Source organism: Anabaena lutea FACHB-196, assembly GCF_014698305.1.
GTDB classification, from domain to species: domain Bacteria; phylum Cyanobacteriota; class Cyanobacteriia; order Cyanobacteriales; family Nostocaceae; genus Anabaena; species Anabaena lutea.
Map to the genome: position 1 here is coordinate 1 of NZ_JACJST010000032.1, position 16,921 is coordinate 16,921.

At 41.5% G+C, this 16,921-nt stretch carries 14 protein-coding genes and 1 pseudogene; 9 read left to right on the forward strand and 6 right to left on the reverse strand.

Features of this window, described 5'->3' with window-relative positions; all coding sequences use genetic code 11:
• Window positions 1-101 precede the first annotated feature (101 nt).
• The 4 genes and pseudogenes from H6G59_RS24110 to rsgA form a co-directional block, all read left to right on the forward strand.
• A pseudogene (locus H6G59_RS24110) lies at window positions 102-884 on the forward strand (Hsp70 family protein); the annotation flags it as partial.
• A gap of 600 nt (window positions 885-1,484) precedes the next feature.
• Window positions 1,485-2,615 (forward strand): molecular chaperone DnaJ, encoded by a 1,131-nt coding sequence (dnaJ, locus tag H6G59_RS24115; protein WP_127055627.1) that lies wholly within the window; start codon window positions 1,485-1,487, stop codon window positions 2,613-2,615.
• The gene (locus tag H6G59_RS24120; protein WP_127055628.1) at window positions 2,612-2,869 is read left to right on the forward strand and encodes a sulfurtransferase TusA family protein; all 258 of its coding nucleotides are present in this window, start codon (window positions 2,612-2,614) and stop codon (window positions 2,867-2,869) included. Before dnaJ ends, H6G59_RS24120 begins: the two co-directional genes overlap by 4 nt.
• Window positions 2,866-3,972, forward strand: coding sequence for a small ribosomal subunit biogenesis GTPase RsgA (rsgA, locus tag H6G59_RS24125; protein ID WP_190719606.1), 1,107 nt, complete (start codon window positions 2,866-2,868; stop codon window positions 3,970-3,972). The genes H6G59_RS24120 and rsgA overlap by 4 nt, the downstream gene beginning before the upstream one ends.
• A gap of 20 nt (window positions 3,973-3,992) precedes the next feature.
• Here the strand turns inward: rsgA and H6G59_RS24130 are convergent, their stop codons facing one another.
• A complete protein-coding gene (locus H6G59_RS24130) occupies window positions 3,993-4,799 on the reverse strand; it encodes an Rpn family recombination-promoting nuclease/putative transposase (protein ID WP_190719609.1) in 807 nt (268 codons plus the stop codon).
• 149 nt (window positions 4,800-4,948) lie between these two features.
• On the opposite strand from H6G59_RS24130, the gene H6G59_RS24135 reads away from it, so the two are divergent.
• The gene (locus H6G59_RS24135; protein WP_190719612.1) at window positions 4,949-6,538 is read left to right on the forward strand and encodes a glycoside hydrolase family 57 protein; all 1,590 of its coding nucleotides are present in this window, start codon (window positions 4,949-4,951) and stop codon (window positions 6,536-6,538) included.
• A 180-nt stretch (window positions 6,539-6,718) separates the two neighbouring features.
• On the opposite strand, the gene H6G59_RS24140 is transcribed toward H6G59_RS24135, so the two are convergent.
• Complete coding sequence (locus H6G59_RS24140; RefSeq protein WP_127055632.1) at window positions 6,719-6,946, reverse strand: photosystem II protein, Psb35-related; 228 nt, start codon at window positions 6,944-6,946, stop codon at window positions 6,719-6,721.
• Window positions 6,947-7,821: 875 nt separating this feature from the next.
• On the opposite strand from H6G59_RS24140, the gene H6G59_RS24145 reads away from it, so the two are divergent.
• Window positions 7,822-9,864 carry a GumC family protein gene (locus H6G59_RS24145; protein WP_199332148.1) on the forward strand — a complete coding sequence of 681 codons (2,043 nt, stop codon included), beginning with the start codon at window positions 7,822-7,824 and terminating at the stop codon, window positions 9,862-9,864.
• A 105-nt stretch (window positions 9,865-9,969) separates the two neighbouring features.
• Window positions 9,970-11,115, forward strand: a complete 1,146-nt coding sequence (locus H6G59_RS24150; RefSeq protein WP_190719618.1) for a SpoIID/LytB domain-containing protein — start codon at window positions 9,970-9,972, stop codon at window positions 11,113-11,115.
• A gap of 75 nt (window positions 11,116-11,190) precedes the next feature.
• Here H6G59_RS24150 and H6G59_RS24155 read toward each other — a convergent pair whose 3' ends face one another.
• The 3 genes from H6G59_RS24155 to H6G59_RS24165 form a co-directional block, all read right to left on the reverse strand.
• The gene (locus tag H6G59_RS24155) at window positions 11,191-11,505 is read right to left on the reverse strand and encodes a hypothetical protein (protein ID WP_190719621.1); all 315 of its coding nucleotides are present in this window, start codon (window positions 11,503-11,505) and stop codon (window positions 11,191-11,193) included.
• 32 nt (window positions 11,506-11,537) lie between these two features.
• Entirely contained in the window at window positions 11,538-12,206 is a 669-nt protein-coding gene (locus H6G59_RS24160; protein WP_190719624.1) for a glutathione S-transferase family protein, read from the reverse strand.
• A 224-nt stretch (window positions 12,207-12,430) separates the two neighbouring features.
• Window positions 12,431-12,667 carry a hypothetical protein gene (locus tag H6G59_RS24165; protein WP_190719628.1) on the reverse strand — a complete coding sequence of 79 codons (237 nt, stop codon included), beginning with the start codon at window positions 12,665-12,667 and terminating at the stop codon, window positions 12,431-12,433.
• 427 nt (window positions 12,668-13,094) lie between these two features.
• Between H6G59_RS24165 and H6G59_RS24170 the strand changes: the two genes are divergently transcribed.
• Together H6G59_RS24170 and H6G59_RS24175 are read left to right on the forward strand one after the other, a co-directional pair.
• Entirely contained in the window at window positions 13,095-13,763 is a 669-nt protein-coding gene (locus H6G59_RS24170) for a hypothetical protein (RefSeq protein WP_190719630.1), read from the forward strand.
• A 183-nt stretch (window positions 13,764-13,946) separates the two neighbouring features.
• Window positions 13,947-15,761, forward strand: coding sequence for a peptidoglycan D,D-transpeptidase FtsI family protein (locus H6G59_RS24175; RefSeq protein WP_190719634.1), 1,815 nt, complete (start codon window positions 13,947-13,949; stop codon window positions 15,759-15,761).
• A gap of 56 nt (window positions 15,762-15,817) precedes the next feature.
• On the opposite strand, the gene H6G59_RS24180 is transcribed toward H6G59_RS24175, so the two are convergent.
• Window positions 15,818-16,912 carry a glutamate--cysteine ligase gene (locus H6G59_RS24180; RefSeq protein ID WP_190719645.1) on the reverse strand — a complete coding sequence of 365 codons (1,095 nt, stop codon included), beginning with the start codon at window positions 16,910-16,912 and terminating at the stop codon, window positions 15,818-15,820.
• Window positions 16,913-16,921: the final 9 nt, after the last annotated feature.

The window sequence follows — 16,921 nt, forward strand, 5'->3', positions numbered from 1 at the left end:
ATTTATTTAACATTAATTTCAGAAAAATATTTTAGCGATGCCTGTTTTTAACTTGGCGATCGCACTTTTTTTGCCCCACCTCACAAAATCGCGTTGCTCCCCTGGAAACTTTAGGAGAAGTATTTACTAAAATCATTGAACGTAATACCACCATACCCACGAGCAAATCCCAAGTCTTTTCTACAGCAGTTGATGGTCAATCTTCCGTGGAAATTCATGTTCTCCAAGGAGAACGGGCTATGGCACGAGATAATAAAACTCTTGGTAAGTTTCTCCTAGCTGGTATTCCTCCTGCTCCTCGTGGCGTACCACAAATAGAAGTAGCTTTTGACATCGATGTCAACGGTATCCTCAAAGTTTCTGCTCAAGACAAGGGTACAGGCAGAGAGCAAAGTATTCGGATTACCAATACAGGTGGTTTAAGTCAAGCTGAGGTCGAACGGATGCGGCAACAAGCTGAGTTGTATGCTGAAGAAGACAGAAAACGTAAAGAACTGATTGAACTTAAAAACCAAGCTGATAACCTGTTGTTAAGTTACACGTCTACTTTACGGGATAATGGCGACTTAATCGGTGAAGAAATTAAAGTGTTGGCAAGTGAGAAATTTGCCAAACTCCAAGCAGCAATGAATGACCCTTCTACCTCTGTAGCAGTCTTTAAGCCAATATTAGAGGACTTCCAACAAACTCTGTTTGGCATTGGTGCAGATGTTTACAAACGAGCCAGTACCCCATTAGATAACCCAATTGAACAAGAAGAACTTGCTGATAATTCCTCAACAGTAGTCGCTGAAACTACCACGAATGCAGCATCACTACCACAATTTAATTTTGATTTTGATGATGAAAGTACTGCTGCGGCTGATTATGAGGCGATAGACTAACACCGCTTTCTCGGAATTAAAAATTAAAAATGATAAAACGGGTTCGTGCCGCTGGTTCTATGCTGGAATCCCCTGGCTTTAGACATGGGGTGTCCCCGTGTCCCCGTGTCTTCTTCAAGTTAGGCAGATGCTGACAATAAACATGGTTTTATATCCCCAAGGTTTGCTAGATTGTAGGAGCGAATTAGAGTAGACTAGATGCTTCAATATTACATATGCTCTCAAAAGTATATGGTTGTTTTCCGTACCATTTTGTACGGCTAGTTCCTCTAGTTGATAGGCGTAGTTTCACTCATCTAAGTAGCACAATTGTAAAAGAGACAGCTTGAGACAGTTGGTGCCAAAGCTGCGCTCAAACAAAGGGTGCGGCACTTACTCAGTGGTTGCCCGTCAGGGCGGTTCAGCTGAATGTGTTGATAATTTATCTAACTTGTTTTGTTGATATTGAAAAAAGCACCTGTTACTCAAGACTTTCTAGTAATTTTTGTCAAAGGTAAAAGGTAAAATCAATTATTAACAAAAATTAAGTGTTGTCTCTAGTCCTTTACCTTCTGCCAACCCTACTTCTGATTTCTTCCTTCTAACTTTTACCCTTGCTCTATGGCCCGCGACTATTATGAAATTCTGGGTGTCTCCCGTGACGCCGACAAAGAAGAAGTTAAACAAGCCTATCGCCGTTTAGCCCGGAAGTATCACCCAGATGTGAACAAAGAACCGGGTGCGGAAGAACGATTTAAAGAAATTAACCGTGCTTATGAAGTGCTTTCAGAGCCGGAAACCCGCGAGCGTTATAACCGTTTTGGTGAAGCTGGCGTTTCTAGTGGGGCTGGTGCTGGCTTCCAAGATGTGGGCGATATGGGCGGTTTTGCCGATATCTTTGAAAGCATTTTCAGTGGCTTTGCTGGGGGAATGGGTGGACCAACCCAGCAACAAAGACGGCGCAGTGGACCTGTGCGGGGTGATGACCTCCGGCTAGACCTGAAGTTAGATTTTCGGGAAGCAGTATTTGGTGGCGAAAAAGAAATTCGCATTTCTCATTTAGAAACTTGTGAAGTATGTAGTGGTTCTGGTGCTAAACCGGGAACTCGTCCCCGGACTTGTGCGACTTGTAGCGGTTCCGGTCAAGTACGACGTGTGACGAGAACCCCTTTTGGTAGCTTTACCCAAGTCTCTACTTGTCCCACCTGTAATGGCACAGGATCTGTAGTTGAAGATAAGTGTGATGCTTGTGACGGTAAGGGCGCAAATCAGGTCACGAAAAAGCTGAAAATTACTATTCCGGCTGGGGTAGATAATGGCACACGCTTGCGGATTTCCCAAGAAGGAGATGCCGGTCAGCGGAGTGGTCCCCCTGGGGATTTGTATGTCTACTTGTTCGTGAATGAGGATGAAGAATTCCAGCGGGAAGGAATTAATGTTCTTTCCGAAATCCAACTTAGCTATCTGCAAGCGATTTTAGGCTGCCGTTTGGAGGTAAATACGGTAGATGGACCTGTGGAATTAATCATTCCCGCAGGAACTCAGCCTAATACGGTGATGAAGCTAGAAAATCGTGGTGTACCTCGCTTGGGAAATCCCGTGAGTCGGGGCGACCATATGCTGACGGTATTAATTGATATTCCCACGAAGATCACCCCAGAGGAGAGAGAATTGCTGGAGAAGCTGGCTAAAATTAAGGGGGACAGAACTGGTAAAGGTGGGGGATTTTTTGAAAATCTGTTTAAGTCATGAGTGTATCTTCCTTGTTAACTCCTGATGCTCAACTAGATTTGCGTGGTACTCCTTGCCCGATTAATTTCGTGCGGACAAAACTCCGTTTGGAGCAAATGCCCTTGGGAGGGTTGTTAGAAGTCTGGTTAGATGCTGGAGAACCAATTGAACAAGTTCCTGATAGTCTGACAATGGCAGGTTATCAGGTGGAAACAATTACGGATTGCTCTGGCTATTTTTCTCTGTTGGTACGCCGTCCTGTAGTTGCCAAATGAAAGGGGAAACTGTTGATAATACAACACAGTTGGTGGGTACGGTGTTAGCTGTACAGGCGAATTTTTATCGAGTACAGATGGACGGCGATGGGGAAAGTTGTGAAAATTCTCCCCACATCCCTACCTCCCCACCAGCACCGCCCTTGATCCTCCTCTGTACGCGGCGAACTCGACTAAAAAAAATCGGCCAACAGGTAATGGTGGGCGATCGCGTAATTGTGGAAGAACCTGATTGGGATGGGCAACAAGGTGCAATTTCTGAGGTTTTACCACGTCATAGTCAATTAAATCGTCCAGCGATCGCTAATGTTAACCAAATTCTCCTGGTATTTGCGGTAGCTGACCCACCTTTAGAACCTGTGCAATTGAGCAGATTTTTAATTAAGGCTGAGTCTACAGGGGTTGATGTGCTGTTGTGTTTGAATAAATGTGATTTGATTTCCCCTCTGGAAAAACAGCAAATTAGCGATCGCTTACAAGCTTGGGGTTATCAACCGCTATTTATCAGCGTTCAAAACAAAATTAATATTGACCATATAGCCGAATATTTGACTGATAAAATTACTGTAATTGCTGGCCCTTCCGGTGTGGGTAAATCTAGCTTAATCAATGGACTAATTCCCGATATCAACCTGCGAGTGGGGGAAGTTTCCGGTAAGTTAGCTCGTGGTCGCCATACCACCCGTCATGTAGAATTATTTGAAATGCCTAAAGGTGGGTTGTTAGCTGATACTCCTGGCTTTAATCAGCCGGATTTGGATTGCAGTCCCGAAGAATTAATCTACTATTTTCCAGAAGCTAGAGCAAGGTTAGAAGCTGGTAATTGTCGATTTAGTGATTGTACCCATCGAGATGAACCAGACTGTGTGGTGAGTGGTGACTGGGAACGATATGAACATTATTTAGAATTTTTGAACGATGCGATCGCATATCAAAATCATCTTAACCAACAACCTGACCCCGAATCTAGTCTGAAATTAAAATCTAAAGGCAAAGGTCAGAGTCAATACGAACCGAAGCTAGAAAGTAAAAAATATCGGCGTATTTCCCGTAAAACTCAATTACAGGATTTGCAAGAATTATACCGCGAGAGCGAGGAATAAGGATAGCGATATCGCATTTTTCATGCTGACTGTTCTTCAGCAACCTTTCTGACTGCGGCTAAATCTACACCCAACTGTTTAGCAATTTCCTCAACAGTTATCCCTGCTTTCAATAACAGTGGTACTGCCTTCAGCTTACCTTGCTCAAGACCTTGCTCAAGACCCTCTTCTAAAGCTTCTCGATAAACTCGTGTTTGCTTAAGTTCATTTAGTCCTAACATCGCTTCAATCTCCTCTCTCATTGAATCTGGAAATTTGTAAACGAAGACCGTTTCTATTAATTCTATAAACTTACTCTGTGTTTTGGCATCTGTCACCTCCTGTCGGGTGCGTGTAATGAGTTCTCTACCACGGGTTGTTGCAAGTTCTTCCCGTAAGCCCACAAGTTGCAATAAACTTAATCCCAAAGATATATCAGTATTTTCATTTAATTCATCTAAGTAAATCCTGTGAAATTGCTCACTAGATCCAAATACTCGATAATTTCTAGGCAAACCGGGATCTAGACTGCGTTTTGTAAAAATTAGCACTCCTTCCCAATCATTTACAGGCTGATAATCGTATAAATAAAGGAAAATTTCACTAATAAAGCTAGAGTAAAGGACTTTTTTGGTATCTCTGTATCCTTGAACTTCGACAAATACTATAGGTAAGTCAGTAGCATAGATAGGAGGGATTAAAATACCATCCATCCGAAAGCTGGTTTCTTTGACTTCCACAGAGGTAAAACTGTAAGTCGCATTTCTGGGAAACTTACTGTTGATAAGTTCAAAGATAATACTGGGGTCGGCTTGAAAGATTTCGTAGAATAGGCTATCCGTTTTCAAGGTGATTGACCTTTATCATCGTTAGTCTAATTTTAAATTACTAGGGGTAAGAAATAAGAAAGCATCATGATCCCGATATAGTCTTAAAATATTGTTAATTTCAGCCAAACTCTCGACCTTCAATTTACTAGTACCAACCCACAATTATTATGGCTATAGGCTACGTCGCGCTTGTACTTCACGCACATTTACCCTTCGTTCGTCACCCAGAAAGTGACTACGTGCTGGAGGAGGAATGGCTATATGAAGCCATTACCGAAACATATATCCCTTTATTGAAAGTATTTGAAGGTTTAAAGCGAGACGGCATCGACTTTAAAATCACGATGAGTATGACACCTCCTCTTGTGTCCATGCTGCGTGATCCTCTGCTACAAGAACGCTATGACGCACACTTAGCTCAACTAGAAGAACTTATAGAACTGGAAGCCGAGCGAAATGTCCAAAATGGGCATCTTCGTTATTTAGCTGAACATTACGCCACTGAGTTCAACGAAGCGCGTGAGTTATGGGAACGTTATGACGGTGATTTAGTAACGGCTTTTAAAGGGTTCCAAGATACCAATAACTTAGAAATTATCACTTGCGGTGCTACTCACGGGTATTTACCGCTGATGAAAATGTATCCCCAAGCTGTGTGGGCGCAAATTCAGGTAGCTTGTGAACATTACGAAGAAACTTTTGGTAAAGCACCTAGAGGGATTTGGTTGCCAGAATGCGCCTACTATGAAGGTTTAGACCGAATGCTGGCGGACGCGGGTTTGCGTTATTTCCTCACCGATGGTCATGGTATATTATACGCTCGTCCCCGTCCCCGCTTCGGTACTTATGCCCCCATTTTCACTGAACCTGGTGTAGCAGCCTTTGGTCGAGATCATGAATCTTCTCAGCAGGTATGGTCTTCTGAGGTTGGCTATCCTGGTGCGGCTGAATATCGAGAATTTTACAAAGATTTGGGCTGGGAAGCGGAATATGAATATATTAAGCCCTACATCATGCCCAATGGTCAGCGGAAAAATACGGGCATTAAGTATCATAAAATTACTGGACGTGGCTTAGGTCTTTCTGATAAAGCACTCTATGATCCTTATTGGGCAAGGGAAAAAGCGGCAGACCACGCTGCTAATTTTATGTATAACCGTGAGCGGCAATCTGAGCATTTACACGGTATCATGGGTCGCCCGCCAATTATTGTTTCTCCTTATGACGCAGAGTTATTTGGTCATTGGTGGTATGAGGGTCCTTGGTTTATTGATTACTTGTTCCGTAAGTCATGGTATGACCAAAGTACTTATGAAATGACGCATTTGGCTGATTATTTACGCGCAAATCCAACACAACAGGTTTGTCGTCCGGCTCAGTCGAGTTGGGGTTATAAGGGGTTCCACGAGTATTGGTTAAATGAAACTAATGCTTGGGTTTACCCGCACTTACATAAAGCAGCGGAACGGATGATTGAAATATCAACCCTGGAACCAGAGGATGAGTTGCAGTGGAAAGCTTTAAACCAAGCTGCGAGAGAGTTATTATTAGCACAATCTTCTGACTGGGCGTTTATTATGCGGACGGGAACAATGGTTCCTTATGCGGTGAGAAGAACGCGATCGCACTTAATGCGGTTTAATAAACTGTATGAAGATGTGAAAATCGGTAAAGTTGATAGCGGTTGGCTGGAAAAAGTCGAATTAATGGATAATATCTTCCCCAATATCAACTATCGCACTTACCGTCCGATGTAGTCATACCATCTTGGATTTTGGATTTTGGATTTTAGATTTTGGATGGGAAATTCCTCTCTGTGTCTGAGTTCTGCAAATCCATCTGTCACCATCATTGTTCTTTCGATTAAAAACAGCAAAACCCCCAGTCGAGATACTGGGGGTTATTTTTATGGACATTTTCTTAAACTGCTTTTACTACTATTGAGGTAGATTGCGGCTTGTGTAAGCATCCATTACATAGGCGGGAGTGCGATTGCTATAGTCTATTTCCATACCAGTAATAGATTTCGCCAACTGTTCAAAGGACTCAGAACGCCAGTTACGTTCATGAATGGGCTTGCTTTGTTCACCCATGAAGTAAGCCAAAGAACCAACAACTGAAGCAGCTACCCAACCGACAACAAATAATGCAATTAAGATAGTCATTTCGGAACCTCTTGTTTTAACTTGTGTTTCCTTATGTAAATAAATATAACAAATGTAAACAAAATTTGCAAACTGTTCATAAGGTGTGCTAACCGATGAGATCGGTGGGGTATTCCACACCGTGATTATTTTTTTGCGTTTATATAATCGCGTCAAAAATTGTATAAATATTTTGTGTCACGTCTCTACAATTTTTGATATCTGTTGTCCAACCCATGACAACCACAAAGGTTTAGATCCCATTTTGGATTTTAGATTTTGGATTTTGGATTTTCACAGACTTACATCAGCATTGCAGTTTTCCATCTGTAGCTGTGATTTTTCAAAATCGATGCAAATTTTTTCACAATAACTGAAAAATAACCTCAAAAATAACCTGAGTAGTTTCACTAGTTATGGAAAATATAATATCAACCTTAATAGATTCCATCTTCAGGCTTCATTAAAGATTTAAAAATCTGATGAAGAAATTTATTATCATAGTGCTGACTGGACATATATCTGAATGAATAGATTATGTAATCACTACAAATTCAAGAAAATGTTCTGTGAAGTAGGTCTATCGTCATGGGAAGAATAAATATTAATTATTTCTGAGACAAGATTGAGTATAAATTCTCTCCAATTCTTTTCTCATAATCATCTTCCAGATAGATATATTGTTTCAATAGTAGAGGGCTTTCATAGTGGCTACAACTGGTCTAAATCATCAACAGCTTACTACCTCTAAGCCAAGGTCGGTTAACATTAGACAAATCTCTACAATTCTGTTTTACCGACGCTTTTTGATTTTAGGGGTTTCCTGTGCAGTGATTTCAGTTACTTCTCTTCTAGCTGTTATCACTAAACCGATGTACCAGAGTTCTATGCAGATCATGGTGAGTTCTGATTTAGATGAAGGATCAGGATCAATCAAGAAGCAGGAAAATGCAAAAGCTGAGTTAATTAAACCTAATTTTTCATCTGGAGAATATACTCATCAGATGAAATTAATGCTGAGTTCTAAGCTGGTACAACAAGCTGTAGATTTGTTACGATCTCATTATCCCAATATTACTATAGAAAATCTGAAGGGTAAAAATGATTCTGGCGATCAAGGAGCTTTGCAAGTAACCCCAGTGGAGGGTTTATCAGAATTTAATCAGGTTATTAATCAAGTATTTATAGTCTCTTTCAAAGACCCAGATCCAGTAAAAACAAAAAGAGTATTGCAAGCTCTCCAGAAAGTTTATCAAGACTACAACAGTGACCAAAAAAAGCAGCGTGTAAATCAAGCTTTAGCTTTCGTTAACAATCGATTACCCAAGTTGCAAAAAGACGTAATAGCGTCAGAGAAAAAATTAGAATTATTTCGCCAGAAACATAATTTAGTTGACCCGTTAGTACAAAGTAAAATCCTGGAAGAATCTCTTGCTGATATTCAAAAACAACGACAAACTACTCGCGCTGAATTTGAAGCTTTACAAGCTCAGTACAATAGCCTAGATCAAAAAATAGCATCTTCTAGCCAGAATGCACAATTGGCAGCTAGTTTGAATCGTTCTAGCCGCTACCAAGCCTTATTAGATGAGGTGAAAAAGACAGAATTGAGTTTGGCTCAGGAGCGTCTGCGCTATACTGATAATTCACCAATTGTAATAAAACTCAAGCAAAAACACAAAATTCAAATTGCCTTATTACAGCAAGAAATAAAAGAGCAATCTGTCAATACTAACACCGTAACCCAAAGCTTATTAGGAGTTGAGCCAAAGTTAGTTAATGAGTTACAGCAGTTACAAAAAACAGCTATTGGACTAATTAACAATGAAAATAATTTAGCTAAATCTGAACAACGCATTCGCTTGCAGCTAAGTACATACCCCAGCATAATAGCAGAGTACAATCGATTGCTTGCAGATATAACATTCCAACGCCGAACACTTGATCAATTGCTTCAAGTCCAACAGTCATTGGGAATGAAAATGGCTCAAGGAGGATTTGACTGGCAAGTATTGGAAGAGCCAGACTTGGGGATTTATATCGGTAATCGTAAATGGTTATTGATAATTGGAGGAGTGCTAATTGGTCCAATTTTAGGTGTGGCAGCAGCCTTGATTTGGGAGGTGTTTAATAAGGCAATTTTTTCAGCGCAAGATTTACAGAAACTAACAAACCTTCGATTACTGGGTTCTGTTTCCAAGTTGGGAAAACCAAGTTTAAAAAATAGAATTGAGCGGATTATTAGACGTGGGCGACAAAATTTAGCATCCCCAAAGCTGGAAAACAACGACAAATTATCCAGCCATGAAACCCTGGATATGATTTATCAAAATATTCAAATATTCAAGAATCCTTTGCCTTTCAAGTCCTTGATGTTGACTTCAGCAGTAGCGGGAGAGGGAAAAACAACTTTAGCTTTGGGACTTGGGGCTAGTGCCGCACATATGCATCAACGGGTACTAGTTATTGATGCTAACTTGCGATCGCCCAGTTTACATAAAATCTTGGAAATTTCCAATGATTGGGGGCTATCTCTGTTATTGGTGGATGATATCAAAACCCAAGTTCATAATTATATCCAACCTATTCACCCCTCAATTGATATTTTAACTGCTGGTCCAACACCAGAAGATGTGGTGAATCTGCTGAGTTCTGGACGAATGAAAGAATTGATTGAGTCTTTTGAGCAAATTTATGACTTGGTGTTGATAGATGCTCCTGCTGTTTTAGATAGCATTGATGCTAGAATTATCGCCTCTGTTTGTAATGGAATTGTCATAGTTGGGCGCATTGGTCAGTTAACCCCACAGGAACTCATGCAAGCAACCGAAATTTTGAGCCAGTTGAATTTAATCGGTATTGTGGCAAATGAGGTGAATAATTCGCCAAAAGTCAGGAAATCTCCCAAAAGTTCTGACACGATTAAATCTGCTGATTAAAACCCCACAAGTCTAATCAAAATGCATAATAAGTAGAAGTGGCAAGCTCCTATCTGGGAGAACTGTCTTATTTAACTTGTAGAGGCTTGTGATTAGACAATCAGCATGAAAATCCAACTTTATTTAGGCGCTTTATTTTCCCGGATTCAAGGACAACATTGGTGGATAGGTATCCTCTTGTGGTTTGTTTTGGTTGCTCCTGCTCAAGCATCTGTCATCCTGCGCGTAGCAATTGAGAGGGGAGTAAATCAAGTCAAAGTTGGTGCTTCCACAACTGCAATAGTTAAAGATAGTGCCGGACGTACTCTTGGACAGTTGCCAGGAATGAGCGCTTATGCTGCTCAAGCAGTTCCTGGGGGAGTGGCTTTGGATAAATGGCAATCTGGGTTATTTTGGATTGAGCCAACTGCTAAGGGATTTGTTTATATTGGCGATCGCTGGTTTCGAGGCAGAACTCTTGTCATTCCTACCGAAAAAGGCTTAACCGCAGTTAATTGGGTCGATTTAGAAGAATATCTCTACAGCGTCATCGGTGGAGAAATGAATTCTAGTTGGCCTCCCGAAGCCCTCAAAGCCCAAGCGATCGCAGCCCGTACCTATGCCCTCTATGAACGAGAAAAACAGCGTAACAATCCCGTTTATGATTTAGGAGATAGTCCAGATCGCTGGCAAATCTACAAAGGTGTCAGCAGCGAATCCCGTAACACTTATGGTGCTGTAGATGGAACAGCAGGAAAAGTCCTCACCTATAACAACCGAATTATTCTCTCAGTCTTCCATGCTTGTTCTGGTGGACACACCGAAAATGTAGAAGATGTTTGGGGAAATACCCTCCCTTACCTGCGTGCAGTACAAGACTTTGATCAAGGTTTCAAAGAATGCAATTGGGTAAAAACCTTCTCTCCTGGAGAAATTAGCGCCAGAATTTCCGGGATAGGCAACATCAAAGATATGATCGCCGAATCTTTCTCTCCTTTCCGCAGCGTCAAAACCTTAAAAATCGTCGGGGAGCAAGGTACTAAAGTACTTAAAGGTGAAGAAGTTCGTACCGCACTCAGGCTCAAAAGTACCCGTTTTAGCGTTAGTAAAGGAGAAAATGGCAGTTTTGTCCTCCAAGGACTAGGCTATGGACATGGTTTAGGTATGAGTCAATGGGGCGCGTATAGTTTAGCTCAACGCGGAGCCAGCCATTTACAAATTTTAGGACATTATTACCAAGGTGTAGCTCTAACGCCGATTCAGGCTAAATAAACTGGGAATAGGGAATAGGGAGCAGGGAATAGGTTAATTCTCCCCATCCCTCCATCTCCCAGCCTGACTACTGAACTAAATACCTAAAAATGGGAAAATCTGTAATAATGCTTTACGTAACCGTAGCAGGAATATTTGGTCTCGGATTTTGGCATCGAGCTTTGGTGGTGGACTTGTTTGCAATTGGGTTTGTAATTCTGCGTATTCGGCTGCGGTTAGGCGCTTACCATCAATGGGCGATCGCGCTTCGGTGATTATCTCTGTCCGCAATATTTCCTCTGGTATATCCTCTGGTGGTGGTAATGCGATGACGGCTTTCCCCCAATGGCTACTTACCCCAACTAAAATACTAGTACTAATACTCAAAACCAAAATTTTTATCCGCTTCATATTTTGAATTTTGAATTTTGAATTTTGAATTTCTAAAGTCCCGGTGGTAGTTTCTCTCCACACAATTGATGGATCTGCACGATGCGCTCAAACAACCAGGGATATCCCTGACGGTATTCAGGAATGAGTGCTAAAGGACTGAGTAAGGCAGCTGCGGTAATATCTGCCACACTCAAGCATCCACCAACTAAATATTCGCTCTTTTGCCAGCGAAGCGATAATTCTGCCAAGGATGTGGATAATCTGCTAGTAGCCAATTTGACTGTAGCATCGTTGATGCCATACTGTTGTCGCACGACTCTAATTAGCATCTGGCTAAAGAATGATGGATCAACTTGTTGTCCTTCATTGGCGCGAAACTGATAATATACAAACCTTGTTGCTGTACCGATGCTTTCATCAAACCAGTCTTCAAGCATCAAAGCTTCAGTTTGCTGTTCTGGGTTGGTTAAAAATATTGCAGGTTCTGGCTGATAAGATTCTAGGAATTTGATAATCTGGGTTGAGTCAGCGATAGCTTGCGGTTGTCCCTCAATTTGGGGCAACAACACTGGCAGTGTACTCAAACCTGTCAGGGGCTTGAGTTTGAGGATATGTAAGCCAGGAGTGAGATTTTCGACATTGTAATTAATTCGCTTATAACCTAGCGCTAGGCGGGCTTTGCGACAATAATGAGATGTACTAAATTGCAGTAGCAACATAAAGCTACTTCTTTAATGAGTGGAAGTTTTTTTTCAAGCTTTAATGACAGACATATATCAACTGAAAGGCGCTATAAACCGTTTTTGCTTTTTTTCTTCAGTTGCTGTCTTAATTAAATTAGATAGATATTTTAGCACTCTCGGTATGAGAGTACTGTTGCTGTTGCTCGAACCTGATTAAATTTAGTGATAGCGATGTAGTGAGGAGCGCTATCCTGACTTAATTAGGGAGTCGTAGTGGGTGTAGCTGCGGGACTAGCTGCGGGACTAGCTGCGGGACTAGCTGCGGGACTAGCTGCGGGACTAGCTGCGGGACTAGCGCCAGTGTCAGTCGGTTCACCACCTGTTGTAGCAGCAGGGGAACTGGTTGCAGTCCCAGCAGGTTCGCTACCGCCTTCGCAAGCTCCGAGCATAGTTGCCAGACTTAACATCAAAGCCAAACCAAAGATTTTTGTTTTCATATCTCCTCTTTCACCAATTAGGGCAATAGAAATCTTTCGCCTCATTGAATACGATACCCTATTTGTTGCTTTTTGTTAAATCTTTCAGGATACTCTTAACAAGAAGGAAAGGATAATACTAAGTAACCATCTTCAAGAGGGAACTGCCACTTACAGAATTGGGGGTCTTTCTTGCCTGTTGCCTCTTGCTTGTTACTGCTCCACATTGCCATAATCTTAGATATAATTTCTAGCTGGTCAATTTATCACAGTAGCTGATCACCCAAAAGCAAGCATTACACTATCGAGGAGACGCAAACATTGGTGCAACTACCCTTGAAAACTCTGAAAAGGTGCTATGTGTGCTGTTTGCTAAATAAACAACTTTAACCTTGGTAAAAACAATCCGCTTAAATCAATACAATATTTATTTCCCTGCACAAAAATTATGGTTGTTGCCCGCAAATCAGCTATTTCCACAAAAAGTACTTGGTTCCAAAAAGATTCTATCTTACCGTGGGGTCAGCGACGTTCCAGGCGTTTGGGATTAATGACACCCAGATCCTCGACAGTTGGCAATGAATCCACATCTGTACGCCCCAGAAGACAAAGAAGTTCCTCCCGAAATTTATCAATTTCTCCTACCAATGAAGCAAAAAGACCGATGTTGATGAAAGAGTCGGGCAAACAACCAACCTCAAATTTAAAACAACAGTCGAGCGGACGCTTACCTGTAATGTCTAATGCTGGGGCTGCGCCTTTGTGGTTGCTAAGGATGTACTCTCTTTATCGTTATTCGTCAGCTGCGGCGTTTTTGTGTGTAGCTGCAACACTGGTGGTTTATGGTTGGACTGTATATTCCCAAGAGCTTTGGAGTCAAGCTTACCGCACACTGCAAAGTTTACAACGTCATGAGCGGCAGTTGACTACAACTAATGCAACACTGACTAGTAAAATGGCCGAAGAAGCAGAACAGTCAACAGCAGGATTAGTCTCACCAAGTCCGGCCAAGACAATTTTCTTGCCACCAACATCTTATAGCTCTAATTCGCCATCCCAAACCACAACTATCAATTCAGAAACCCAGCGACAAATACCCTCAACGCTGGGATATTAATATCAAGGGTGATTGGTCATTTGATTAGGGCTGACGCTCTTACACGGGGACACGGAGACGGGTCGAGTTTTTTCGATCAGCAATTAGCCGGACTTGATATTATCCCGACTTCTGCAAGAAGTCTATTGGTCATGGGTTATACAGGTATAACTGACAGATGGCAAAGGATAGAGGACAAACCCAATGCAGAAGTCATCAAATAGGACAAAATTCAGAAATTTGCGGAATTTAGAATTCAAAAGGCAGCGGAAGTTTTCCAGACCAGGTATATCAGATCATAGTACTGATAAAACTCAAGACCAGTCAGCAAAAATTAAGTCTCGACTGTTAATAGTTTGGGGTTTACTAATTGCTGCTGGGTTGGGGTTGGTGTTCAATTTGTATAGGCTGCAAATTATCCAGGGATCAAAGCTCACCCAAAGGGCAAGAAACCAGCAAATGGTGAATTTACGTCCTTTTATGCCCCGCCGACCAGTAGTTGATCGCAATAACAATTTGTTGGCGATAGACCGCCCTGTGTATACGTTGTACACCCATCCCAAGTTGTTTGATAAGTCTAATGAAGAAATGGCACAACAACTTGCGCCCATACTCAACAAAGATGCTACTGCGTTACTCAAAACATTTGAAAGTAAAAAAAGCGGGATTCTTCTAGCCAATGGCGTATCAGAAAATATCGCTGACCGCTTGATTTCATTACGCTTGAATGGCTTGGAGTTTATTCAAAAATATTCCCGTTTCTACCCACAAGGTGATTTAGTTGCTGATGTTGTCGGCTATGTTAACCTTGACCGTCGGGGTCAGGCGGGTGTGGAATACAGTCAGGAGAAGTTGCTAGAACGCTCTGTACAAACGGTGCGTCTCAGTCGGGCGGGGAATGGGGCGCTGATGCCTGATCATGCTCCTGAGGGTTTTCTACATTTTGATGACTTACAACTGCAACTGACTATTGATAGTCGCTTACAAAGGGCTGCCCGTGCTGCTCTCAAACAGCAGATAGAAAAGTTTCAGGCTAAACGCGGTGCTGTCATTGTTATGGATGCTATGGATGGCTCATTACTGGCCTTGGTTGCCCAGCCTACCTATAATGCAAATGAATATTCTAAAGCTGATATTTCTCTCTTTAAAAACTGGACTGTAGCGGATCTTTATGAACCCGGTTCAACTTTTAAGCCTTTGAATATTGCGATCGCTCTAGAAAATGGTGTAATTAAACCTGATGATGTTTTCAGTGACTCAGGTACTCTTAAAGTGGCTGACCGGGTCATCAAAAACGCTGAAAAAAATGGTTATCGCCGGATTAACATTGCTGAGATTTTGCAAACCTCCAGTAATATAGGCATGGTGCAAATCATTCAACGATTGCGCCCCCCAGTATACTACAACTGGCTAGAACGTCTGGGACTAGGGCAGAAAGTTGATACAGATTTACCGTTTGAAGTGGGTGGTCGGCTCAAAAGTCAAGAAGAATTTATGGCCTCACCCATTGAACCGGCAACCACTTCTTTTGGACAAGGCTTTTCTCTGACACCATTACAGCTGGTGCAAATGCAAGGAGCATTAGCTAATGGTGGCAAATTGGTAACACCCCACGTAGTCCGAGGGCTGATTGATACCAAAGGGCAAAATCATTATTCTCCTAACCTCACACCACCAAGACAAATTTTCTCGCCTACAACTACCCAAAAGGTAGTAGAAATGATGGAAACTGTCGTTTCTGAAGGTACTGGTAAAGCAGCACAAATTAACGGATATCGCATTGGTGGTAAAACTGGTACAGCCCAAAAAGCCAGTCCCAACGGTGGTTACATCCCCGGTGCTAGAATTACGAGTTTTGTGGCTATTCTCCCAGTGGAATCTCCCCGTTATGTGGTTTTAGCTGTTGTGGATGAGCCAAAAGGAGAAAATGCCTATGGTTCTACTGTCGCTGCACCAATTGTTAAGACTGTGATGGAAACTCTCATCCCACTGGAACAGCTTGCTCCCAGCAAAAAATGAGCAATATGAGCAAGAATTTTTATCTCCTGAGTTTACACTCAATACTCAGAACTGTTCTAGTAAGTTTGCTTGAGTGTTTCTTGAATTGAACCTAAATTTTGGTAAATCTCAATTAGTTGATGAGATTTTGTTTTTCTCTCTGCCAAAATAACTTTTAGCGGTGTTAAAAGTTCAATATCTGGGTCATTTGTCAAAGCAACTTCCGCAGCTTGTAAAAGCTTGGTTGCATTGACAAAAATATCCTGATTGTCAAATCCTGATTTGGCTGAAATTTGGTGCAAAGCAGCATCAGGTGTAGTCGCTCGACCATGCAAAGTTTGGTCTAAAATTAGACCTTTTAATAAAGCTAGTAAACCAGCATAAATAGAAAAGTCATCACAACTATCGCAAGCTTTAAATTCTATACGTCCTATCTCGGCGGGAATGCGGGCAACTTTGGTCAATGAAGGTATACTTTTAATCAGTTGTTCTTCTTTTTCTACAAAAACTAATGTTGCTGATCTTTTGCCTGTTCTGATAAATGTTCTAACTGATAAACCTTCCCACAAACCTCCATTATAAAAAGGCGAACTATAACTAAAAGGAACAATATAGGGACTGTAATAAGTTAGTTTTTTACCCATATCAATTACATCTTCAATAGGTAAATCTGCTACAGAAATATTTAAATCTGGTCCATAGGAAACCATATAAATATTGGCAGTTTGTTCATCAGGATAAGCTTGTAATTGCTTGATTTCAAAAGCATTCAATGGCGGTTCTGGCTCAAAAACGCAGGTATAAGGATTAAAACTGACTAAAATCGGTGTAAAACCAAAACTAGCCGCTACCTCACCCAGGAGATTAAAACTTTCTGTTAATTCATTAATTGCACTTTGAATATCAGAATGTATGGTTGTTCTAATTTCGATACCTTTGGCTGCACAATCAATTACCACTTCTGAATCAGCAAATCTTTCAAATCCCTCAATATACCACCGCTTCTTTTTAATGCCAGCATCGCCTACTCGCAGTTGTGGGTAATCATGAGGGTATGTGGGTAGCCTGTCCACAATTTGTTGAAAATCAGCAAATTTCGTACAAGAGAAATCAGCAAATTTTCCTTCATGGTTAAGGAAAGCAACTTCATGTTCAATACCGAAATAAAACATAAGAAAAGG